This window comes from Acinetobacter sp. CFCC 10889 (assembly GCF_003268395.1).
GTDB lineage: Bacteria > Pseudomonadota > Gammaproteobacteria > Pseudomonadales > Moraxellaceae > Acinetobacter.
In genome coordinates this window covers 23,710-44,050 of sequence record NZ_LQXQ01000020.1, presented here as the reverse complement: position 1 = coordinate 44,050, position 20,341 = coordinate 23,710, and the positions used below count along the sequence as shown (strand labels likewise).

Sequence of the window (20,341 nt, the reverse complement as noted above, 5' to 3'; positions counted from 1 at the left end):
TTCAGCACAAAGTCATCTGCTCAAAGCTTAAGATATCCAATATTTAATATGAGGTAAGTTATAGAAAAATATATTGAAAATAAAAAAGCCCTTGTTTTTCACAAGAGCTTTTCAAATTTGCCAAAAGCGTTCTTATCATAACTTCCACAAAACGACTTTAGCGCTATACAACTATTCAATAATCATCATCACATAATGAATGAATTGATATTAAAAGATTTTCCCAAAATTCAAACCGAAACCAATTTTGGCAAACCCTTCTTTTTCACACCAACCTTTAAAAATAACTGTATCACCGTTTTGCAAAAAACCACGTGTTTCACCATTACCAATATCTACAGGACGGTTCCCTGACTGAGTCAGTTCAATCAAAGCACCTGCTTCGCTATCCGATGGACCAGAAATCGTTCCACTTCCAATTAAATCACCCGCTCTAAAATTACACCCACCAACAGAATGATGTGCAATCATTTGTCCAATTGTCCAATACTGATGTTTAAAACTGGTCCGTGTAATCGGCTTAGCAGACTGACCTGTAGACGCTTGATGTTCACTTTGAATCGAAACCTCCAACTGAATATCATAAGCACCATACTCACGATTATTGTCTGAATCCAAATAATCCAGTGGTTGAGGCTGATCCACATTGCGTGACCACTGACAACGATAAGGCAACAGTGCTTCACTGGTCACAATCCATGGAGAAATGGTTGTAGCAAAATTTTTCGCTAAAAATGGTCCCAATGGTTGCATTTCCCAGCCTTGAATATCTCGTGCTGACCAATCATTGAGTAAACATAAACCAAATACATGTTTGGGTGCATCTGACAGAGCAATCGATTTACCACGCTCATTGCCAAGACCAATAAATGCACCGAGCTCAAGCTCATAATCCAGTTTCTGACAAGCCCCATAAACAGGAGTATTTGAGTCTGCACTTTTTAACTGCCCATATGGTCTAAAGACAGGCTCGCCACTGACAACAATGGAAGAACTGCGCCCATGGTACGCAATTGGCAACCAATAAAAATTGTCACCAACATTAATTCCAAGTTGCTTACTGACATTTACAGCATGAGGTTCTGATGTATAAAAATCTGTATAATCATTAATTTGAGCAGGTACACTATATTCTACTTCACTTTGCGGTACCAAAATTTGACGTATTTTTTCCTCAGCAGAATACCCTTCTTCCAACAAATCAAACACAGTAAATCTTAAAATTCTCCAAGCATCAGGACCCAATGTCATCAAGGCATTTAAGCTTTCATTTGAAGCAGCATCCATGATGAATTGATCTTTTTCAGCCACAATTTTTAATTGATTTAATTCAAATAAATCTAAAATTTGATCACCAATCCCGACACCTATATGTAAAGGTGATTGGCTATTTTTCTGACGAAATACGCAAAATGGTAAATTCTGAATCGGAAAGTCTGAGTCACTTTGGTTTGCTTGAGTTAGCCAACTTTTACGGTTTTTTTCGTGAGTATAATTTAATTCAGTCATTGAGTCTGTCCTAAGCTGTCATGGGCTGCTTGCTTACCCATTGATTTAACTGAAAATGAGTACTTATCATTCAATAAGTTCTCACTCATTACTTTGCTTTAACATTGTTGTGTTGATTTAAGGTTGAGTCATATCACCAGGACCACCATAAGCTGTCCAACCACCGTCCACAGAAACAACGCTACCATGTACATAGCTCGATAAATCAGAGACCAAAAAAGCTGCAACATTTGCAACTTCTTCTGGCGTTGCCAAACGTCCCATTGCAGTACGTGCCTCAAGACGTTCAATATCGACTTTACCTTCTTTTGCCAAACGCTCAATCATGGGGGTATTCACATAACCTGGAGCAATGGCATTGATACGAACACCTAAACGTCCCCATTCACATGCCAAATCCTTAGTGAGCATAATGATGGCAGCTTTTGCAGGGCTATATGCATAACGGAACGGCGTTCCTACCAGCCCATAAGCAGAAGCCAAATGCACAATCGAACCCGATTTTTGCTCGATCATATGTCTGGCAGCAGCCCGTGAAATTGCAAATGAACCACGTAAATGAATGTCTACAACACGTTGCCAATCTGCCATATCCAGATCAAGTGCTTTAGATACTTTATCGCTGATTCCTGCTGCATTAATCACGGCATCGAGCCCACCTGTTGCTGCAATTGTGTCTTGAACCATTTGATTACAATGATCTTCGTTGGCAATATCACCAACGGTATACGCACTTGCGCCTAAAGTTTGGTATGCCGCTTTCGCATTGTCTTCATGAATATCAGAAATCGTAACCTGAGCACCCAGATCAATCAGTAATTTTGCTGTGCTTAGTCCAATTCCACTTGCACCACCTGTCACTAAAATACGTTTGCTATGAATATTTAATAACGTTTTCTCGTTCATTTTAAGTTCCTTTAGAATTGGAAATTTTGCGCTATAGTTACCGAAATAGCCTGCTAAATAACGAGTTCAAATCCGCTATTTAGCTGCTAAATTCAGCGCGACTATTCCATAATTGGCTTACTTAACTCTTCATAGGACTCTTTCATTAACAAGCCACGCTTTTCATCTGACTCATGGTTAATTTCGTATTGACCGAGTTTCACTGAGTTGTCTACCACCAATTTTGCACGTGCATAATGGCGACGCTTGTAGTTTTTAAACGCATCTTCAAGGCTTTGGTCTTTGGCTATCTCTTGACTAAGAATCAAAGCGCCTTCTACAGCAATCCCTGCACCTGTTGCCAAGTGTGGTGTTGTTGCATGAATCGCATCACCGATCAAAACAACACGATTTTTATGCCAATCCTCTTCCAACATGTGATAAGCAAGTGGTCTAAAAATAATGTCTTTTGCAGTGATCGTTCCATCTTTGATCAATTTAACAATGGATGGAATTTGACCACCAAATCCGCTGAGATACTCCGCCAATAATCCTGTTAAACGTTCTTCAGGAATATGTTCTTCTTTCTCAATATGATCATTAAAGAACATATAACATTGTGTTGAGCTAATTGGTGTGAAACCCGTTTTAATTTCATCACCGAAGAAAATTGAACATTGATCAACGAATCTTGGCACAACAACACGCCACACACCTTGATGAGTAAAGGTCGAACCTTTAAATTCTGGATAGAGTAAATTTCTGATATGTGAGCGCACACCATCTGCACCTATCACCATATCGTAGCGCTCTTGACGGCCATCAGATAAAGTCACACTGACATGATCCGCAGACTGCACCATACTTTCTATCGAATTATTTAAAAGAACATTAACTTTATATTCTTTCATTTTATTCGCTAAAATCTCAGCCAGTTTAGTGCGCATAATCCCGATACCACCAGGTAAATTATTTGATGCAATGCCAGCAAAAATTGGAATTGTTCTCAATAATTCACCTTGTGAGGTATATTGATCTACGGAGTTAAAGCAACCACCATATTTTTCCAGCTCTTCTAAAATACCAATCTCTTTAAAGACTCGTAATGTAGGTGCACTTAGGGTAATTCCTGCACCGATTGGTGTTAACGAAGATTTTTCTTCGATCAAATCGACATTTAGATTTTGTCTACCCAATAAAATCGCCGCAGTCATACCCGCAATACCACCACCAACGATGGCAACTTTGTTTATCCCTTTCATATTCATCCCTTTTTCGTTTTTTAAGCTACACGGCAGTTCAACTGTTCAGCCAACCAATCTGCAAGTGTATCCGCAGCGTTATATGGGTTATCTAAAGAACAATGTTCGACACCGCCTTCTCGTGCTGTAAAAATCACCAAATCGCGTTTTGGACTATTCACAAGTTGCTCGTATGTTTCATAGGCATATTTCAAAGGAATTTGTCTATCGTTATCGCCATGCGTTACTAAAAATGGCACTTTGATATTTTGCAATACACCATTTAAATGCATGTTTTCAGCTTTCTTGAAGAAGTCATCTAAATCTGTAGCACCAAATACCCATTCCACATGTTTCCAATAATGCGGAACTGGTCGTTCACCTTCGTTTTTATAACGTGCTTGCTGTACTGCACGCCAATCATGGTTTGCACCCCAAACGGCACCGCAAGTAAAACGTGGTTCGAATGCCACAGCACGTGGTGCGTAATAGCCACCTAAAGACACACCTAATGCACCAATATTATGGGTATCAATTTCAGGTTGCTGATAAAGCCAATCAATGATCGGAGCCGCCCAAATTTCAGTGTTATATACAGCGGTCAAGTTTTGTAAACGTAATGCCTCACCCGTTCCAGGCTGATCAACACAGAGAACAGATACTCCACGTTTACGCAGTTTTTCAGCAACTGGCGTACCATATAAAAGCTCTTTGGTTGAATCCAATCCATTCATCATCACCACGACAGGTGTTTTAGCATTGCCCGTATCAGCCTTCATATAAATTGCACTGATATGACTATCGCCATAAGGGATTTCGACGCGAGTGACATTTTCTTTTTTATATTTGCGAGAAAGTTCATAACATTCTAACGCTTTGGAATAGATAATTTTACGCTCAGGCTCACCATGCTCTTGCATACGTTCTGCGGTAATATAATACAAACCTGCACGATGCAATTTCTCACCCGCTGAAAAACCACGCCCTCGTGATAAATCTTCATTGGCAAGTTCAACCAACTTATCTGCAAACTTTCTCCAAGCTTCCATAAATGCAATTGTATTTACATCTTCACCATTTTTAGATGCATCAAGAATAGGTTTACAAATCTCGTCAATTTCACCGATATTACCACCATAACCCAGTGCGATTAAGGTTGATAAACTCCATACATAATTTGTTGGGAAGTAATGAAACATATAAAACCTCATTATTTATTTAATTTAAATAGCTGTAAAACCAAAAAATTAAAATAAATAAATTATTTTTAGTTTGTGTCTTAGATATAAAAATAATCCATTATATTTTAATATTTTAATCCCTTTGGCTCTAAATCCATTTTAAACCTATAAAATTAAATAAAATAATCCAAGTAATTAATATAAAATTAATCAAACTATTTTATTTGCCAATGGATTAAATCTAGATAGTTGCCAAAAACAATTCAAATTAAACTTATCAATGAGTCACATTTATGAAATCAATACCTCATAAATTTTGTATTTATAAAATCACTTTATTATTTGCCATTCGTTGATAACAAATCTTAATAATATCGATTAAAAACAATAGTTCTTGGTCTTTTTCCTTATATCTATGCCATTGTACTGTTTGTTTAAATTTAGGAAACTCAAAAGGTAATTCAGAAATATTTAAATCGAAGTTTTCAGCATATTGGGTCGCTAAACGACGATGAATTGTAGCGATATAATTAGAATTTGCGACAAAGACAGGAATCATAGAAAAGCTATCACAAGATACCGCAACCTTTCTTTGTATTCCGATATCATTCATCCAGATCGATTCAACAGAACCCTTGGTATACGAGGGCTGCATGATAATATGTGGTGTATTTTCAAAATCTTCCAAACCAATACTTGAGCCAATATTTGAATATTTTTTAGAAGAAATACAGACAAAATCATCTTCAAAAACATGTTCCAAAGGATGTTTTTTTACCGAATAAACTTCAGGAATAATTAATAGATCAACATCCTCATACTCCAGTGCAAATTCTGGTTTAGACGTCTGTGCAATAAAATCAATATGGATGTTGTAGTTATTTTCTCGAATATAATTGATCAATACTGGACAAACCGTAGATAATGTATAGTCTGACACACAAATTTTAAATTTTAATAAATCAGTATGCGGATCAAAAAAGGGTTTTTGAATCACTTTAGAATCAATTGAAAATAAAATTTCCTTTACTGGTTTTACCAAAGTTTTAGCACGTGTAGTAAGGGTCATATTTTTTCCAACAGGAATTAATATTTCATCATCAAAATATTCTCGCAATCTAGATAATGCATTACTGGCTGATGATTGAGTAATAAACATTTTATCAGCAGCCTTACTTACACTTTGTTCTGTTAAAAAATGATTTAAAGCAACCAATAAATTTAAATCCAAATTCTTATAACGCATAATAATCCCTTAATGCATTGATCTCATCAATACATAGTATTGTTAATAATCATTTGTGTAAATAATAAAAAATTAAAATAATCAAAAAAGGGAAAAAGAAGTTTATGGAAAAATACTTATGAATATTATCGGTCCAGATGCACTTGTATTTGCAGTAGCACAATTTAAAGAATCTTGCCAATTTTTAAAAGATTATGGTTTGCAAGAAACGTATTTAAGTGAAACTAAAGCAATCTATTCAGCTTTAGATGGTACAGCGATTGAAGTTCATGATGAAAAAAATTGTGATCTTCCCGCAGCGTTGGCTACAGGAAGTTTTTTAAGACAACAAGTCTATGGCGTTGTCGATCAAGCTGCTTTAGATGAAATTTATCAGAATCTTTCTCAAGACCGTACAGTACAGATCAACAGTGACGGCACCTTGGAAACTGTTGATGAATCAGGCTTTGCACTGAAGTTTCAGATTAGCATTCGTAAAGAATTAAACTTAGCGCCTGAAAAAATCAACTCACCTGGTGCTAAACCCCAAAGAGCTGCGAATGAAACTGCCGTCACAGCACTGACGACACCTTTACCACGTACACTCAGCCATATTGTTCTATTTGTGCCAGACGTTAAAAAAGCAAATGATTTTTATTGTAATCGTCTAGGTTTCCGAGTATCCGACATCCTACAGGATGCTGGCAGTTTTTTACGACCAAAAGTCAATGACGACCACCATACTCTTCTGCTTATTCAAACTCCACCTGAAGCACAAGGCATTGACCATTTTGCATTCCATTTAGCAGGTCCAAATGAACTCATGATCGCAGGTTCTCGATTTACAGAGCTTGGCTATACCACGTATTGGGGCCCTGGACGCCACATTTTTGGTTCAAATTGGTTTTGGTATTTCAACTCGCCATTAGGTTGTCATGTTGAGTATGACGCAGATATGGATAAGCACGATGACCACTGGGTTCCACGTACTTCACGCTATGCAAATGACACCACACAGCGTTTTTTATTGAAGTACTCAGAACGCGTTCTTCCATAAATCTTCTCTCCCCCTGAGAAATTATGAAACGTGAATATCTATGCAAAATTACTGAATTAAATCAGAAAGATGTTACTGCAATTTATTCTGATTTATTTGGTAAAAAAATTCTCATCATTCAACGCAATGGAGAATTATACGCTTGGCTGGATGCATGTCCGCATTATGCAAATGGACCTGCGATGGCTTTAAAGAAAGATCAATACATGTGCCCAGATCAGCAATTTTTAATGTGTTTTGGGCACGGCGCTAAGTTTGAAATAGCAACAGGGCTTTGCGTGCAAGGTCCATGTTTAGGTAAGACATTAACCGCAATTCATCTTGAAGTTATTTCTGATGAAATTTTTTGTATAAGGAAGCAATAAAATGAGTTTAAAGGAAATTAATCGCGTTGTTACTGGTCATGATGAACATGGTAAAGCCATCATTCTAAAAAGTGGTCAGTTAAATAATATTCATCATTTAGAACATGCACCGGGCATGGTATTTCATGAAGTATGGAACACAGGGGAACATCAAGTTATTACTGCAAAAACGGAAGATGTTGCCACTGGCGCTGTGACCCTGAGTCCAACTGTTGCAGGTACACGTTTCCGTTTTGTCGATTTTCCACCCGACAGCGAATATATACACAAACTATCACTCGACCCTGAAAAATCATCATTTAAGGACATGGGTGAAGTTCAAGCAGCGACTTCTACATCTGAATCTAAACATCCAATGATGCACCGAACTGAAACCATTGACTATGGCATCGTGATCAGTGGGTCAATTACCCTCCTACTGGATGATGAAGAAATTGAAGTGCATGAAAATAGTGTCGTTGTGCAACGTGGTACAAACCATGCTTGGGCAAACCGAACAGATCAAGTATGTCGAATGGCATTTATTTTGACAGATGCAACTTATGACAATGAACTTGGAAATTATTTCTCTAAATAATTAATCAGTTTGATAAGTTTTAAGCCTTTCCCTCACCTTAAAACTTATCTTTTTTAACTCAAGCAAAAATGAATTTTGTTGATTAAAAATCCTGCTTATTGAAATGGAAAAAATAAGCAATAACACTATGGATAGACTTATGCTAAATCAAAAAATGCGCAATGCAACTCTGCTTGCACCTGCTTTAATGCTGTTATCAACGATGTCCACTTACGCTGCGGAAAATGGAAACTCCTCTTTTCCAGGTGGATCATCTCTATTTTTAATTGGTGGTTTTCCACCAGTACCGGGGAATTATTTACAATCACTTACCGCACACACCAACTCATCTCGTTTGAACAACTCAAAAGGTGATGAAATTAAAGGCAGTGACTTTGACCTAAAAGTAACCTCAGAAACCTTACGTTTCTTTACGGTTTGGGATAGTCATATTTTTGGTGCAGATAGTGTTGCCTCTGAACTCATCGGCACATATGCACACGTCAAAAACTCAATGAATACACCCTATGGTCCATTTTCAGACAGTCAAGAAGGTTTAGGTGATCTTATTTTTGGACCATTTTTATTCCAGTGGGATTTGGGTGAAAAGAAAAATTGGCATGCCGTACTTGCAGCGGATTACATCATCCCTATCGGTTCATATTCTAAAAATCGTGCTTTAAATATTTCCAATAATCGTTATTCCATACAACCAATCGTTGCATTGAGATATGAAAGTCCACAGGGTTTTGAGCTTGGTATCGAACCACGTTTATCCTATAACTTTAAGAATGATGAAACCGACTATAAAACAGGCACTGAGTATTTCATAGAGTACATGGCTGCCTATAAGCATGGACCATGGAAAGCAGGTGTGAGTGGTTATTATGCTGACCAACTTGAAGAAGATGAATTAAACGGGAAAAAACTAAAAGATTCTAAAACCAAAGGCTTTGGGGTCGGTCCAACATTGCAATATCAATTTCCGAATCACTCGATTGTAATTGCATCATGGCAAAAAGATATTGTTGCGGAAAACAAGCCTGAAAATAATAATTTTTATTTAACCTACATGTTTAAATATTAATTTGACACATTATTTTTAGCTTTTCCTCAGATTCAATCTAAATCAAATGATGAGCTATGTAATGAGTGCAATATCTAATATAAGATAAAATATATAAACAATAAAAAAGCCCTTGTTTTCACAAGGGCTTTTTGAATTTGGCGGAAGCGGTGTCCGTCTAACAAGAGTCCTACCTAATCCAAATAAATGCTACGATATAATACTTTTCAAATACTTAAAATAAAACCTATCCAAAATAGTCTTGTTAAATCTAATCGTTTCCAGTATTTTATGAGGGGTAGGTTGTGGGGTAATAATAAATGCCAAAGAAATCTAAAGAACTATCTGCACTCAGTGTAGCAAAAATTAAAGAGACTGGTCGATATTCTGTAGGTGGCGTTGATGGCTTGTGCCTCAATGTAGAAGGCAACTCACGTGTCTGGATTTTACGTGCAGTGGTAGGAAAACGTCTAGATAAGGATGGAAAACTAAAATCTCATCGCCGTGATATCGGTATTGGTCCTTATCCTGAAGTTTCTTTAGCCGAAGCTCGTGTTAAAGCTACTGAATTAAGATTACAAATACGAAGTGGCATTGACCCAATTACACATAAGCAAGAACAACTTGAAAGGCTTTATATCCAACAACTACGAAATAAAACTTTCATAGAGTGTGCAAAAGTTGTTATTGCTAATAAAGCCCGTGAACTCAAAAATGAAAAACATATCAGACAATGGTCATCAACACTGGAAACATATATCTATCCAACGCTAGGTAGTCTCATCATTAGTACCATAACAAAAGTAGATATTGTAAAAGCCCTCAAACCTATCTGGACTGAAAAGAATGAAACAGCCAAACGCGTTCGTGGTCGTATAGAAACAATTTTTGATTATGCCAAGGCAATGGGATATTTTGTTGGTGATAATCCTGCTGAATGGAAAGGCAATCTTGAACCTATCTTAGGTAATTTAAAGCAGGAATCGCGCCCTCACCCATCTTTACCTTATGAACAGGTTGCTGAGTTTATTAAACACTTAAGACAGAAAAAAGGAATTTCTCCAAAAGCTTTGGAGTTTGCCATTTTAACAGCATGTCGGTCTGGTGAGATTTTTGGTGCAACATGGCAGGAAATTGATTTTAAGAATAAGGTCTGGATCATTCCTAAAGAACGAATGAAAGCAGATAAAGAGCATCGTGTTCCTTTGTCTAAACAAGCTATTCATTTGCTTGAATCCGTTCAACCATATACTCAGCCAAATGATTTTCTCTTCCCTGCACCTCGTGGCGGTATGCTCTCAGATATGTCTCTAACTACTCTAATCAAACGCATGCATGAACAAAAACTTGAAGAAAATGGCTTAGGTTATATTGATCCAAAACAGAATCGAGTGATTACAACACATGGCTTTCGCTCCACATTCCGCGACTGGTCTGCTGATAAGACTGATTACCCACGCGAAGTTTGTGAGCATGTGCTTGCACATAAACTACCTGATGAAGTAGAAGCTGCATATTTACGTGGAGCATATCTAGCAAAACGTAAAGATTTAATGGCTGATTGGGCTGATTTTTGTAATAAAAAAGTAGTCCAATGATGGTCTAGATAAGTAAAATAGGTGAAAATAACATCCGTATTTTATCCAATTGTACTGTATTATTATTTTAACTTTAACCGCTTATTTATCTGTATTCTATCATTTAGCTCATTTTCTCTCAACTCTACACCTAGACTTGATCAATTCAAATGATATTTTTTACTTAGGACTTTTCGGCTTATTAGGAATGGTACGTTTAATCAGACCAGCTTCTATTGCAGGATTTAAGTAATTCTTTTGGAACGTTGCTCGATGAGTTAATCCAATCAATTCAGCTAAAGTATAATCATCTTGCTTTATTGCCGAAATTAAACGCTGAACTTGGTCGCTGACTTGTACGTCAGCTTGAGCGGTAACATGATAGCTAGCTAGCGATCATGCTTGAACTTACCCAGCCTATAAAATTATGCTTAAGAGTCCCCATCTCTTAAGCATCTCAATTTATCCACTCACTTTTTAAAGCGAAAATAATCATCTAATCTCTTACTTTCAGTGACTTCATTATGTGGAATCAATAAATAATGCCAAGGTTTAGTCGACACTGTTGAGGCATTCTTGCACCACTCACTTCCAGCTTGAGCTTTGATAATCACTTCTTCTGAAGTCATTTCATTTTCTGCTTTTGTTTCAGCAAGTAAATAATACTTTTCCGTCTCAACTACAAAGTCTGGAATATATTCAGGCTGTGCTCCTTGAAAATTATAATAAATTTGGAATTGTCCCTTAGCTGGCTTAAACCATTTATTACTATCTCTTTCCAAAATAATGGCAAAGCGTCTTTCTGTATCTGAATCAAACTTTTGAAAGACCATAAGACATTTTGCGAAACCCGTAAAAAGTAACTTTTTAATCGATACTCCTTTAGCAGGTGTCACACGAATGGACTGAGGTGGAATTTCCTTTACTGCCGTGAAACTTGGCTGTTTTAGCTCAACAAAACTGCGGTTAATTACAACATTATAGTCTGATGCATTTTCCCAATGATGCTCCTGCATCTGACCATGAATATTATTGGCGATAGTTTGATAATTCTGTTCAACAACCTGTATTACCTCATCATCAGTTAAGTAGGTTTTAAAATAATCTACCATTTGATTCGACAAGTCATACAACAAGTCTGCTTGAGTAAAGTAATCAATATCATCAAAATCAATCAGTGCATATACAATACGATCTTGAGGACTCTTTTCATTTAAGGCTTCATCTGCTTTTATACTGAAGACTTGATTATTACTTAAGTTTTGACCAATCAGCTCACGCTCTTGAGGCTGTAAATGTAATCCTTGAGTGTCTAGATTAAATGAATCAAACCCTGTTGTTACATCATCAGAAGGAGTTACCGAGATACGTGGAATATCAATCGTATTCTGAATATGTACTTCAGTAACCTGCTGAACAATTTTTAGTACGTCTTCTTCGGATGGAAGTTTTTTGTTACTTTGCTCTTCACCAAAATCTAATTCCTGCACTATATCCGAAACATTATCTTGTATCGCCTTAAGTACATTTGCTGTCATTTGAGCTTGAACTTCTTGACGAGTTAAATCTTCACTATGTTTTACTGTTTCAGTATTTTTAGCTTGTGCCTGAATCTCTTTCTTCACTTGCTGAATGGCCTGAATTACAGTTGGATCTGTTAAATCCAAATCAACTTTCAGATTTGTCTCATTAGTCTTTTCATCCTTCAGCTCAACCTGATCTTGAATAGTAACGGTTTCTTGAGTATCAGTTAGCTGACTGTGCCCAGTACCTAACAGCACATCTAAACGAGATGTACTTGTTACACTGATGACTTCTTGCTCTTCACTTTCAGGCTCAAGAATATAAGTCTTTAACTTAAGAATTGAATCCTCTCGATTTGCTTCATCAACAATATCTTGGAATCGATCATGTGCCACAATACTTAGGCGATCCACTTCTTCTACACCTGTACGCTTTCCATAAGGCAAACGCAAACCACGACCAATAGACTGTTCTACCAAAGTACGAGCATTTGCAGCACGTAATGGGATAATTGTATAAAGATTCGTTACGTCCCAACCTTCTTTTAGCATGTTTACATGAATGACGATTTCTGTTGGTTCATTTGGATCTTCGACTGACAATAATCGTTGTGTAATCTCTTCTTCTTTGGTACTACTATCAACCTGAATGACTTTATCTTTGTATTGACCTTTAAAGAATTCATCAGATTCAATACGCTCTTTTAATTGAGCCGCATGGGTCGTATCACGTGCAATAATAAGCACAAATGGCTTGACTCTTTGTTGACCTGTATTTTGCGCATAATTAATTAAGTGCACTTTGGTCATTTCATGTAAGCGTATACCATCTTTAAGCTTAATTTCTTCTATCTGTTCTGTGCTTAAGCCTCTTGGATCAAAGTTACGCTGAGTCACTACTGCTGGCTCTTTCACAAAGCCATCTTCCATTGCTCGTGCTAATGGATAATCCATTACCACATTTTTAAATGGAACAGGACCTCTATTCGTTTCTACAAATGGTGTTGCTGTTACTTCCAATCCCATCAATGGATTAAGTTCATTAATCGCTTTAATCCCTGCACTTGCACGGTAACGATGCGACTCATCCATTAAAAGCACTAGGTCATCTAACCCAGCTAAATGATTAAAATAGCTTTCACCTAATACTTCACGCATACGCTTAATACGAGGTTCTTTACCACCACGAACTTCGCTATTAATTTTTGAGATGTTAAATACATTAATCCGTATTTGACCTAATAAACTAGCGGTTGCAGTATCACGACTATCGTAATTATCACCTGTGATAATCATCGGTGATTGAAAGTTGAACTGTGCCAAATTTGCAAAAACATACTTAGGTGTATTTGGAGTAAAATCTGTGATTAATTTTTCGTAAATCGTTAAGTTTGGTGCTAAGACAAAAAAATTATTAATTTCATGTGCCAAATGCAAATAAGCAATAAAAGCACCCATCAGGCGTGTTTTACCTACACCTGTTGCCAAGCTAAAACAGATACTAGGAAAGTCTCTTTCAAAATCAACTAATGTTGGAAATACTGTTTGTAATTTTGCTAGTGTTTGCTCATTAACTTCAGGATCTCGACCCTTCTTTGTCAGTAGTTCTTTGGCATTTTGAATAGCTAGATCGAGTTTCTCTAAGCTTTCTGCTTGAGGTGCACGTAAAGACAAGCGTGCTTTCAAGTCTTTAACAACTTGGGCAACAGGGTTTCGTTGTGAATGTTGAATTGATGTTGTCATGTTTGATCCCCAAATAAGTCACCCGTTACCTGACCTTGTTCTTGCGTATTTTTAACTTTCTTCACTTTTGGCTTTTCTTCAATATCAGGTTCTGACATCGGCAGATTTTGAACATTCAAACTGTAATCGTCATGCCCCCACTCACATGCCTTAATGATACTGTTTGGAATTTTCTTTAAAGTCAGGTTGATAAAACGATCAATATTTTTACAACGCCATGCACTGGCAATAATCAGCAAAGTACGCCCCTCACCGACTTCTTCAGAAATCGCTTGTAACTGTTGATCAGTTAAAGTCTGTGTGGTGACATAAATAAAGTCCGTTTCACTACCTTTACCATGATTCCAGTACTCTGTTTCGGATGGTGTATAGGTATATCCTTCTAGCTTACACATCGCTTCAACTAGCATTTCCTGATTATATTCAGGGTTGATTACCCAGTTATCCCATTGATCTTTTTTCATCAGACTTGGTGCGAGTTTGTAATAACGGAAACCACCGCCACCTTGCCAGCTAGTAGATTCAGTAACACCGCCTTTATCTTCACCATCAATCACTTTTTGCAGACGAGGAATAACATGAGTATGACAATGCTCGCCAAGTTCAACCATAATCCAGCGACGACCCATTTTATGTGCCACTGCCCCTGTTGTACCAGAACCTGCGAATGAATCCAAAACTAAATCTTCTGAATTTGTTGCTAGATTAAGAATACTTTCAATTAAACTTTCAGGTTTTGGATAATCAAAAGCTTTTTTATTACCAAAAATTTGCTCCATTTCATCGCTTGAATCTTTATTAGTACCAACCTGATCAAGAATAGAGCGTAAAACCTGACCCTCTGGCATATATACTCTATGATGTAAAGTCCAACCATTCTTAGTATGGGTAAATTTGATATGACCAGTTTTTAAACCTTTTTCAATAGTATCTAAACCTTTTTGTGAATTAAAAATAACTTTAGATCCATCTGGTGCTTCCAATTCAATAGGAATGGGATTCTTAAGACCATTCCTTGCTAATGTATCCCAATAATATCGTTCACCATTTTCATCTGTTTCTTTATAGCGTTTTAGATACTCCTCCGTTTGAGGTACTCTCCATTTTTTTGTGTGAAGTTTTTTATCATTATTTTTTAAATAAGCTAAAATATAGTCATGATCAACAGCAAAAAACTGTGAGTCATTCCCTCCGCCTTTTCGTTTTTTCCAAATTAAATCCCCTAAATAATTAGCTCTACCAAAAATTTCATCACAAAGTACTTTTAAATAATGTACTTCATTGTTGTCTAATGAAATCCAAATTGATCCATCTTCAGCTAGTAGTGATTTAAGAATTTCTAGACGATCACGCATTAAACCCAACCAGATAGAATGCTCTAAGCCATCGTCATAATGAGAAAAAGCGCTACCTGTATTATAAGGTGGATCAATAAAAATACATTTTACTTTACCTGCATATTCACGCTCTAAAGCTTTAAGGGCAAGTAAGTTATCGCCAAAAATTAACTTATTATCAAAGATATCATTTTCTGAAACTTTGCTATTTGCATAGTAAGACTTTGAAGGATCTTCAAGTAAAATTCGTGGCTCTAGGCGTGGTCGCTTATCTTTACCAATCCAAGTCAGTTCAAGTTTTGTTTTTGACATCATAAATCTCTTAAATTTTCTAAACGATCCAACCAATGATTAAAATGCAGACATTGCCTACGCATTTCATCTAAACCTATCTCCATTGCAATAATTGTACCTTGTACAACTTTTTTATAATCAGGAATTAAACCTAAAATACGTTTAGATGGTGCTGTCTGTGGGCTATTATTAATTTCTTCAGGTGAGGTATAGCTATTTTTTATTTGATGCAGACTATCTATAATTAATGCATCATCAACCCACCATTCAAACTTGTCAGGATCAACAAATAATAAGGCTTCAAACTCATGCAGCATAATGTAGGGCAAAAAGTTTTGTTCACTGATATCTTGCTGTAAAGCATTCTCCAAAAAATTTACTTTATCGTGACAATTATTTAAAGAACTATAACCAGAACTACTTTTCATTGGAAAATCATTAGGTAAAGCGTATAAGTCAAAAAAGGTCGTTACCCATGCATTTTTATCTTGTCTACAAAGCTTCAGTATTTGAGGTTTTATTTTGGCGTAACTGGTTATCCCCCCTTTACAACTTTTACTTGTAGATACAATAATTGGCTGAATAAAAATACCTAACTGAGCATAAAAAGGAACCATTGCTTCATCAACAAAAGACTCTTCTGTTTGTCCTTCGACCAAAATATAAATACGCTTCATCGGTTAGGTCTCCCCCCAATGATATTTTTCTTCCACAGTTCACCAAGAGAATATTCATCAAGCCATTCAGATAGTTTTTCCGAATCCAGTCTTGTAAAAGTCGAGTCTCCTTTAATCTTATCGACAACAATCAGATCCTCTAATGTAAATTCATTGAGTAGCTCAACGGACTGTGTTGAAATGATTATTTGATGATCTATAGCTGTAGACTTTATGAGGTTAGCTAAAACCTTAATTGCATATGGATGCAAACCAAGTTCAGGCTCATCAATTAATATTGTTGCTGGCATAAATTTATCAGGTAATAGCAATACAGTGACCAAACAGATAAACCGTAGAGTACCATCTGATAGTGCGCTAGCATTAAATGGCTCATCTTGCCCAGCTTCAATCCATTCCAGCTGAATTTTTTCAGGATTGGCGACTGTAGGACGCAAATGGAAATCACCGAAAAATGGAGCTACTAAACGAATTGTTTTTACAATACGTTTATAGTTTGACTCATATTGTTGCTTCAACCGATACAAAAATGCAGCCAAGTTTTTTCCATCTTGTCTTAAATATTCATTATCACCGATATTATGAATTTGCTTAACCGTGGCAGTCGAGCTCGTATCATGAAAGTGATATAACGTCCAACTCATAATTGCTGGAACGACATAATTATAAATATTTGTCCTGTTTTTTTGCTCTGCTATATAACTTTCGAAATGCCCGCCTCTTGCTCTCCAATCTCCATGCACATTCCACCACAATGCTTCTCGTTCAAACATCATTCGATTATCTTGAGTAGGAATTAAACTAAACTTGTATCCATTATTACCAAAATAAAGTTCAGCTTTAAGCCGTTCTGTTTTTTTTCTTCCAAAATGTAATACAGAGTCTGGTCCACCAGACTCTCCAACTGCCAGTTGCAGTTGTTCATCAACAATTTTACCTATTAGCTTAAAAAAGCTAATCAAATTAGATTTACCAGCGCCATTCGCACCTATCAGTACATTTAATGTATTTAGCTCTAAATCACACTTTTCTATGGATTTATAACCCTCAATAACAATGCGCGAAATCTGCTTATCACTAATATCCTCAACCATATGCCATCTTCAAAATTTTATAATGCCTATCTTAATTGCCATTCAATCACAAATAACTTCTTCATCGCAATTTTTTGTTCAAGCTGCCCCTCTAATTGACCAATCAACTCGTTACGTTGCATATCAATTTCATCTTGTCGATCAAATAACTCACGACGTAACTTTGTACGTTTCATCTCTAATTCACGCTGAGTTTTTTGCCAATTCAGTTTATCTTGTAATGAAGCTGCAATCGTCGCTGACTTTCTTGCTTCTTTAATTGCCTTATCAATTTCCTTAATCTCAACCTCAAGACCATTTTTTAAATCATCAGCCCAACCATCAAGCTTAATTATTTCCTGATCAAAGAATCCAAGGTTTCGAACATTTATTTGCTCAAGAATTCTGTTCTTACGATTTTCTTGCTCTAAACGTATTTGCTCAGGCAATACAATTTGAGCAGTTTCAGCTTGAGATTTCATTGGTAATTTTAAGAGTTTATCAGGATCATCATCCGCCAAAAGTTCACCTGAATTGGTTATCGCACTCAAAACAAGATGTTGCTCAAGACGACCAAGACTAGAAACCTCTAATAACTCAGCAATTAAAAAACCTGAATCACCGATGAACGGCTTTAAACTCGATACCTGCAATCCATATGCATCATAATCAAATACCAGTTTTGTAGGCTTTAGCGTTTGTGCCTTATACCGATCAAGTAAAGATTGAACGAAAGGATGGTTTAAACGTATGACATGTTCATGTGTATTTGTTTTGGCTAAATCATAACGACCGATATTAAATGAAGTTCCATCAATCGTTATTGCATCATTTAACTGGAAACCATTTTCATCAAATATAACATTTGCCTCATGACGACTAAATTCATCATTGAGCAATGCCAATAAATATTGCTCATAGGTCTGTCGAATTTGAATAGCATCAGACTTAATACGATAAAGTACATTTTCATCAAAATGATTCATCAGCAAATTACGAGTATTCAGCATTGCTTCATTAATTTCGGCTGAAAGCTCATTTTGTAAACTTTCAAAGCTTTGTGCTATTTCTTCAGGATCACGGCATTCTTGGTATATTTCTGCAATTCTTTTTTCAAAGTCCACACCTGAACCAATCGTTCCTAAGATTTCATCACTAGCACCGAACACCCCATCAAAGAGTTGAAACTTTTCAGACAATAAATCATAGACACGAGAATCAGCTTCATTACTACGATCAACAAAATTCACAACCACAACATCATGTTTTTGACCATAACGATGACAACGCCCAATACGTTGCTCAATACGCTGTGGATTCCATGGCAAATCATAGTTAATGATCAAAGAACAAAACTGCAAGTTAATCCCTTCCGCACCAGCCTCCGTCGCGATCATGACAGAACCCTGTTCTTTAAAGTAATCAACTAATGCTGCACGAGTATCTGCTGACTTCGCACCTGTAACACGATCAGTTCCTTTGTATCGCTCAATCCATTCCTTATAGATCTTCTTCGCTTTATCATCATTATTAGTACCATTAAATAAAACTAAGCCATCAAAATAAGATGTGCCTCTCAGCAATTCAGTGAGATATTCTTGAGTCCGTTTCGACTCAGTAAAAATAATGGCTTTTCTTTCTGCACCTAACTCTTGCAATGCTTCAAAAGCAGTTTCTAATGCTATAAGTAAAGCTTGCCCTTTAGACTGCTGTTTAATATTTACAGCTAACGATTGAAACTCTTTAAGCTCAGCTATTTCTAATTCAATGGCTTGTTTTTCTTTGGCTGATAAAATGTCATCTTCTTCAAGAAGCTCTACATAGTCATCACCAGACTCTATCAAAGCCTCATAGTCATCATCTAACTCATCTAAAATATTAGAATCCTGATCAATCAATTTTTTTTCTAAACGAGCTGTCATTGTTGCCAAAGCACCAGCAATTGCTTGAGTGGATGAAGCGAGTAACTTCCACAACACAAGAGAAATCAACTGTCTTTGTCCAACTGGTAATGCTTGCAAATTAGGGCGACGCAAATAGCCAGCAACTAATTCTCTTAATTGTTGTTCTTCTTTGGATGGAGTAAAGTCCTGAACAATTGCACGTCGTGCTGTATACGAAACAAAAGGCTGTACTTGTTGTCTTAAAGTCCGTTTACATACCGTGGCTAATCTTGCTCGAAGCTGCGGAAGTGTTACTTCCTTATCACCTGTAATAAATTGACTTTTAAAACTCTCCAAATCTCCAAAGACTCGCTCATCCAAAATACTCACCAAACCATAAAGCTCTAACAAAGAGTTTTGTAATGGTGTAGCCGTTAATAGTACTTTATTGTGAACATGCTCTAAGGATTGCTTGATCACATTTGCTGTTATATTTTGTTTTTTATAAACATTTCTTAGGCGATGTGCTTCATCTATTACAACCAAATCCCAAGCAATATTCTTTATGTCATTTGCTTTAGATTTCGCAAACTGATAAGAACAGATAATAATGTCATCTTGAATAAAAGGCTTTGTGTTATCTTCTTTTTTAAGTTGATTGTAAATCTTCGCTTCAAAAATAACAGCCTTCAAGCCAAACTTGTCATAAAGCTCCTGATACCACTGCTTTCTAAGATTCGCTGGTGTAATGATTAAAATACGTTTTTCTCTCTCTGCCCAAGTTTGGGCAATCACTAAACCTGCTTCTATCGTTTTACCTAACCCTACCTCATCTGCAAGTAACACTCCCTGAGATAATGGATTTTTAAAGGCAAATAAAGCTGCATCTACTTGATGGGGATTCAAATCAACTTGTGAGTCAATCAATGTTGAGGCAAGTGAATCAATAGAGTTATCAGCAGATTTTTTCGTAAGCAACCATGATAAATATTGTTTTTGCTGATTAGAAAGCATGACTGACATAACTCAATGTTTTATAAATAAGATATGATAAATATCATAACATTAAAAAAAGTTTTTTCCTTTCAAACTTACCTATTTGATAAAATACAAAAAATAAGGGGGTAAATACCCCCCATGATCATCAAG

At 36.4% G+C, this 20,341-nt stretch carries 15 protein-coding genes and 1 pseudogene; 5 read left to right on the top strand and 11 right to left on the bottom strand.

Annotated elements, in window-relative coordinates:
• Positions 1 to 210 precede the first annotated feature (210 nt).
• From fahA to AVJ19_RS09440, 5 genes are all read right to left on the bottom strand, one after another.
• Positions 211 to 1,509: a fumarylacetoacetase gene (fahA, locus tag AVJ19_RS09460; protein ID WP_111859480.1), complete on the bottom strand. Its 1,299-nt coding sequence runs from the start codon at positions 1,507 to 1,509 to the stop codon at positions 211 to 213.
• Positions 1,510 to 1,626: 117 nt separating this feature from the next.
• Positions 1,627 to 2,415, bottom strand: coding sequence for an SDR family NAD(P)-dependent oxidoreductase (locus AVJ19_RS09455; RefSeq protein ID WP_087554462.1), 789 nt, complete (start codon positions 2,413 to 2,415; stop codon positions 1,627 to 1,629).
• Positions 2,416 to 2,516: 101 nt separating this feature from the next.
• Positions 2,517 to 3,656 (bottom strand): FAD-dependent monooxygenase, encoded by a 1,140-nt coding sequence (locus AVJ19_RS09450; RefSeq protein ID WP_162626577.1) that lies wholly within the window; start codon positions 3,654 to 3,656, stop codon positions 2,517 to 2,519.
• A gap of 20 nt (positions 3,657 to 3,676) precedes the next feature.
• Entirely contained in the window at positions 3,677 to 4,834 is a 1,158-nt protein-coding gene (locus AVJ19_RS09445) for an alpha/beta hydrolase family protein (RefSeq protein WP_068974826.1), read from the bottom strand.
• Positions 4,835 to 5,138: 304 nt separating this feature from the next.
• Positions 5,139 to 6,062: a LysR family transcriptional regulator gene (locus AVJ19_RS09440; RefSeq protein WP_111859478.1), complete on the bottom strand. Its 924-nt coding sequence runs from the start codon at positions 6,060 to 6,062 to the stop codon at positions 5,139 to 5,141.
• 118 nt (positions 6,063 to 6,180) lie between these two features.
• Between AVJ19_RS09440 and AVJ19_RS09435 the strand changes: the two genes are divergently transcribed.
• The 5 genes from AVJ19_RS09435 to AVJ19_RS09415 all read left to right on the top strand — a co-directional run bounded on the left by AVJ19_RS09435 (position 6,181) and on the right by AVJ19_RS09415 (position 10,683).
• Positions 6,181 to 7,098: a VOC family protein gene (locus tag AVJ19_RS09435; RefSeq protein ID WP_111859477.1), complete on the top strand. Its 918-nt coding sequence runs from the start codon at positions 6,181 to 6,183 to the stop codon at positions 7,096 to 7,098.
• A gap of 23 nt (positions 7,099 to 7,121) precedes the next feature.
• Positions 7,122 to 7,463: a Rieske (2Fe-2S) protein gene (locus AVJ19_RS09430; protein WP_068974959.1), complete on the top strand. Its 342-nt coding sequence runs from the start codon at positions 7,122 to 7,124 to the stop codon at positions 7,461 to 7,463.
• Between the two features lies 1 nt (position 7,464).
• Positions 7,465 to 8,040 carry a cupin domain-containing protein gene (locus AVJ19_RS09425; RefSeq protein WP_068974958.1) on the top strand — a complete coding sequence of 192 codons (576 nt, stop codon included), beginning with the start codon at positions 7,465 to 7,467 and terminating at the stop codon, positions 8,038 to 8,040.
• A 139-nt stretch (positions 8,041 to 8,179) separates the two neighbouring features.
• On the top strand, positions 8,180 to 9,106 hold the full coding sequence (locus AVJ19_RS09420) for a SphA family protein (RefSeq protein WP_111859476.1): 927 nt from the start codon (positions 8,180 to 8,182) through the stop codon (positions 9,104 to 9,106).
• A 299-nt stretch (positions 9,107 to 9,405) separates the two neighbouring features.
• On the top strand, positions 9,406 to 10,683 hold the full coding sequence (locus AVJ19_RS09415) for a tyrosine-type recombinase/integrase (RefSeq protein WP_111859475.1): 1,278 nt from the start codon (positions 9,406 to 9,408) through the stop codon (positions 10,681 to 10,683).
• Between the two features lie 159 nt (positions 10,684 to 10,842).
• On the opposite strand, the pseudogene AVJ19_RS09410 reads toward AVJ19_RS09415, so the two are convergent.
• From AVJ19_RS09410 to AVJ19_RS09385, 6 genes and pseudogenes are all read right to left on the bottom strand, one after another.
• Positions 10,843 to 11,049: pseudogene (locus AVJ19_RS09410) on the bottom strand (Fic family protein); the annotation flags it as partial.
• A gap of 83 nt (positions 11,050 to 11,132) precedes the next feature.
• Positions 11,133 to 13,928, bottom strand: a complete 2,796-nt coding sequence (locus AVJ19_RS09405) for a DEAD/DEAH box helicase (RefSeq protein WP_111859474.1) — start codon at positions 13,926 to 13,928, stop codon at positions 11,133 to 11,135.
• A complete protein-coding gene (locus AVJ19_RS09400) occupies positions 13,925 to 15,577 on the bottom strand; it encodes a site-specific DNA-methyltransferase (protein WP_111859473.1) in 1,653 nt (550 codons plus the stop codon). Before AVJ19_RS09400 ends, AVJ19_RS09405 begins: the two co-directional genes overlap by 4 nt.
• The gene (locus AVJ19_RS09395) at positions 15,577 to 16,236 is read right to left on the bottom strand and encodes a DUF4276 family protein (RefSeq protein WP_111859472.1); all 660 of its coding nucleotides are present in this window, start codon (positions 16,234 to 16,236) and stop codon (positions 15,577 to 15,579) included. Before AVJ19_RS09395 ends, AVJ19_RS09400 begins: the two co-directional genes overlap by 1 nt.
• Positions 16,233 to 17,330 (bottom strand): AAA family ATPase, encoded by a 1,098-nt coding sequence (locus tag AVJ19_RS09390; protein WP_111859471.1) that lies wholly within the window; start codon positions 17,328 to 17,330, stop codon positions 16,233 to 16,235. The genes AVJ19_RS09395 and AVJ19_RS09390 overlap by 4 nt, the downstream gene beginning before the upstream one ends.
• Before the next feature lie 26 nt (positions 17,331 to 17,356).
• A complete protein-coding gene (locus tag AVJ19_RS09385) occupies positions 17,357 to 20,206 on the bottom strand; it encodes an SNF2-related protein (protein WP_228203339.1) in 2,850 nt (949 codons plus the stop codon).
• Between the last annotated feature and the right edge of the window lie 135 nt (positions 20,207 to 20,341).

What these genes read in the sequence shown, in the direction of transcription:
- AVJ19_RS09455 (WP_087554462.1), bottom strand. Translation starts at nt 2,415, where the DNA reads ATGAACGAGAAAACGTTATTAAATATTCATAGCAAACGTATTTTAGTG.
- AVJ19_RS09435 (WP_111859477.1), top strand. Translation starts at nt 6,181, where the DNA reads ATGAATATTATCGGTCCAGATGCACTTGTATTTGCAGTAGCACAATTT.
- AVJ19_RS09430 (WP_068974959.1), top strand. Translation starts at nt 7,122, where the DNA reads ATGAAACGTGAATATCTATGCAAAATTACTGAATTAAATCAGAAAGAT.
- AVJ19_RS09420 (WP_111859476.1), top strand. Translation starts at nt 8,180, where the DNA reads ATGCTAAATCAAAAAATGCGCAATGCAACTCTGCTTGCACCTGCTTTA.
- AVJ19_RS09385 (WP_228203339.1), bottom strand. Translation starts at nt 20,206, where the DNA reads ATGCTTTCTAATCAGCAAAAACAATATTTATCATGGTTGCTTACGAAA.
- AVJ19_RS09400 (WP_111859473.1), bottom strand. Translation starts at nt 15,577, where the DNA reads ATGTCAAAAACAAAACTTGAACTGACTTGGATTGGTAAAGATAAGCGA.
- AVJ19_RS09440 (WP_111859478.1), bottom strand. Translation starts at nt 6,062, where the DNA reads ATGCGTTATAAGAATTTGGATTTAAATTTATTGGTTGCTTTAAATCAT.
- AVJ19_RS09450 (WP_162626577.1), bottom strand. Translation starts at nt 3,656, where the DNA reads ATGAAAGGGATAAACAAAGTTGCCATCGTTGGTGGTGGTATTGCGGGT.
- AVJ19_RS09405 (WP_111859474.1), bottom strand. Translation starts at nt 13,928, where the DNA reads ATGACAACATCAATTCAACATTCACAACGAAACCCTGTTGCCCAAGTT.
- AVJ19_RS09445 (WP_068974826.1), bottom strand. Translation starts at nt 4,834, where the DNA reads ATGTTTCATTACTTCCCAACAAATTATGTATGGAGTTTATCAACCTTA.
- AVJ19_RS09425 (WP_068974958.1), top strand. Translation starts at nt 7,465, where the DNA reads ATGAGTTTAAAGGAAATTAATCGCGTTGTTACTGGTCATGATGAACAT.
- AVJ19_RS09390 (WP_111859471.1), bottom strand. Translation starts at nt 17,330, where the DNA reads ATGGTTGAGGATATTAGTGATAAGCAGATTTCGCGCATTGTTATTGAG.
- AVJ19_RS09415 (WP_111859475.1), top strand. Translation starts at nt 9,406, where the DNA reads ATGCCAAAGAAATCTAAAGAACTATCTGCACTCAGTGTAGCAAAAATT.
- fahA (WP_111859480.1), bottom strand. Translation starts at nt 1,509, where the DNA reads ATGACTGAATTAAATTATACTCACGAAAAAAACCGTAAAAGTTGGCTA.
- AVJ19_RS09395 (WP_111859472.1), bottom strand. Translation starts at nt 16,236, where the DNA reads ATGAAGCGTATTTATATTTTGGTCGAAGGACAAACAGAAGAGTCTTTT.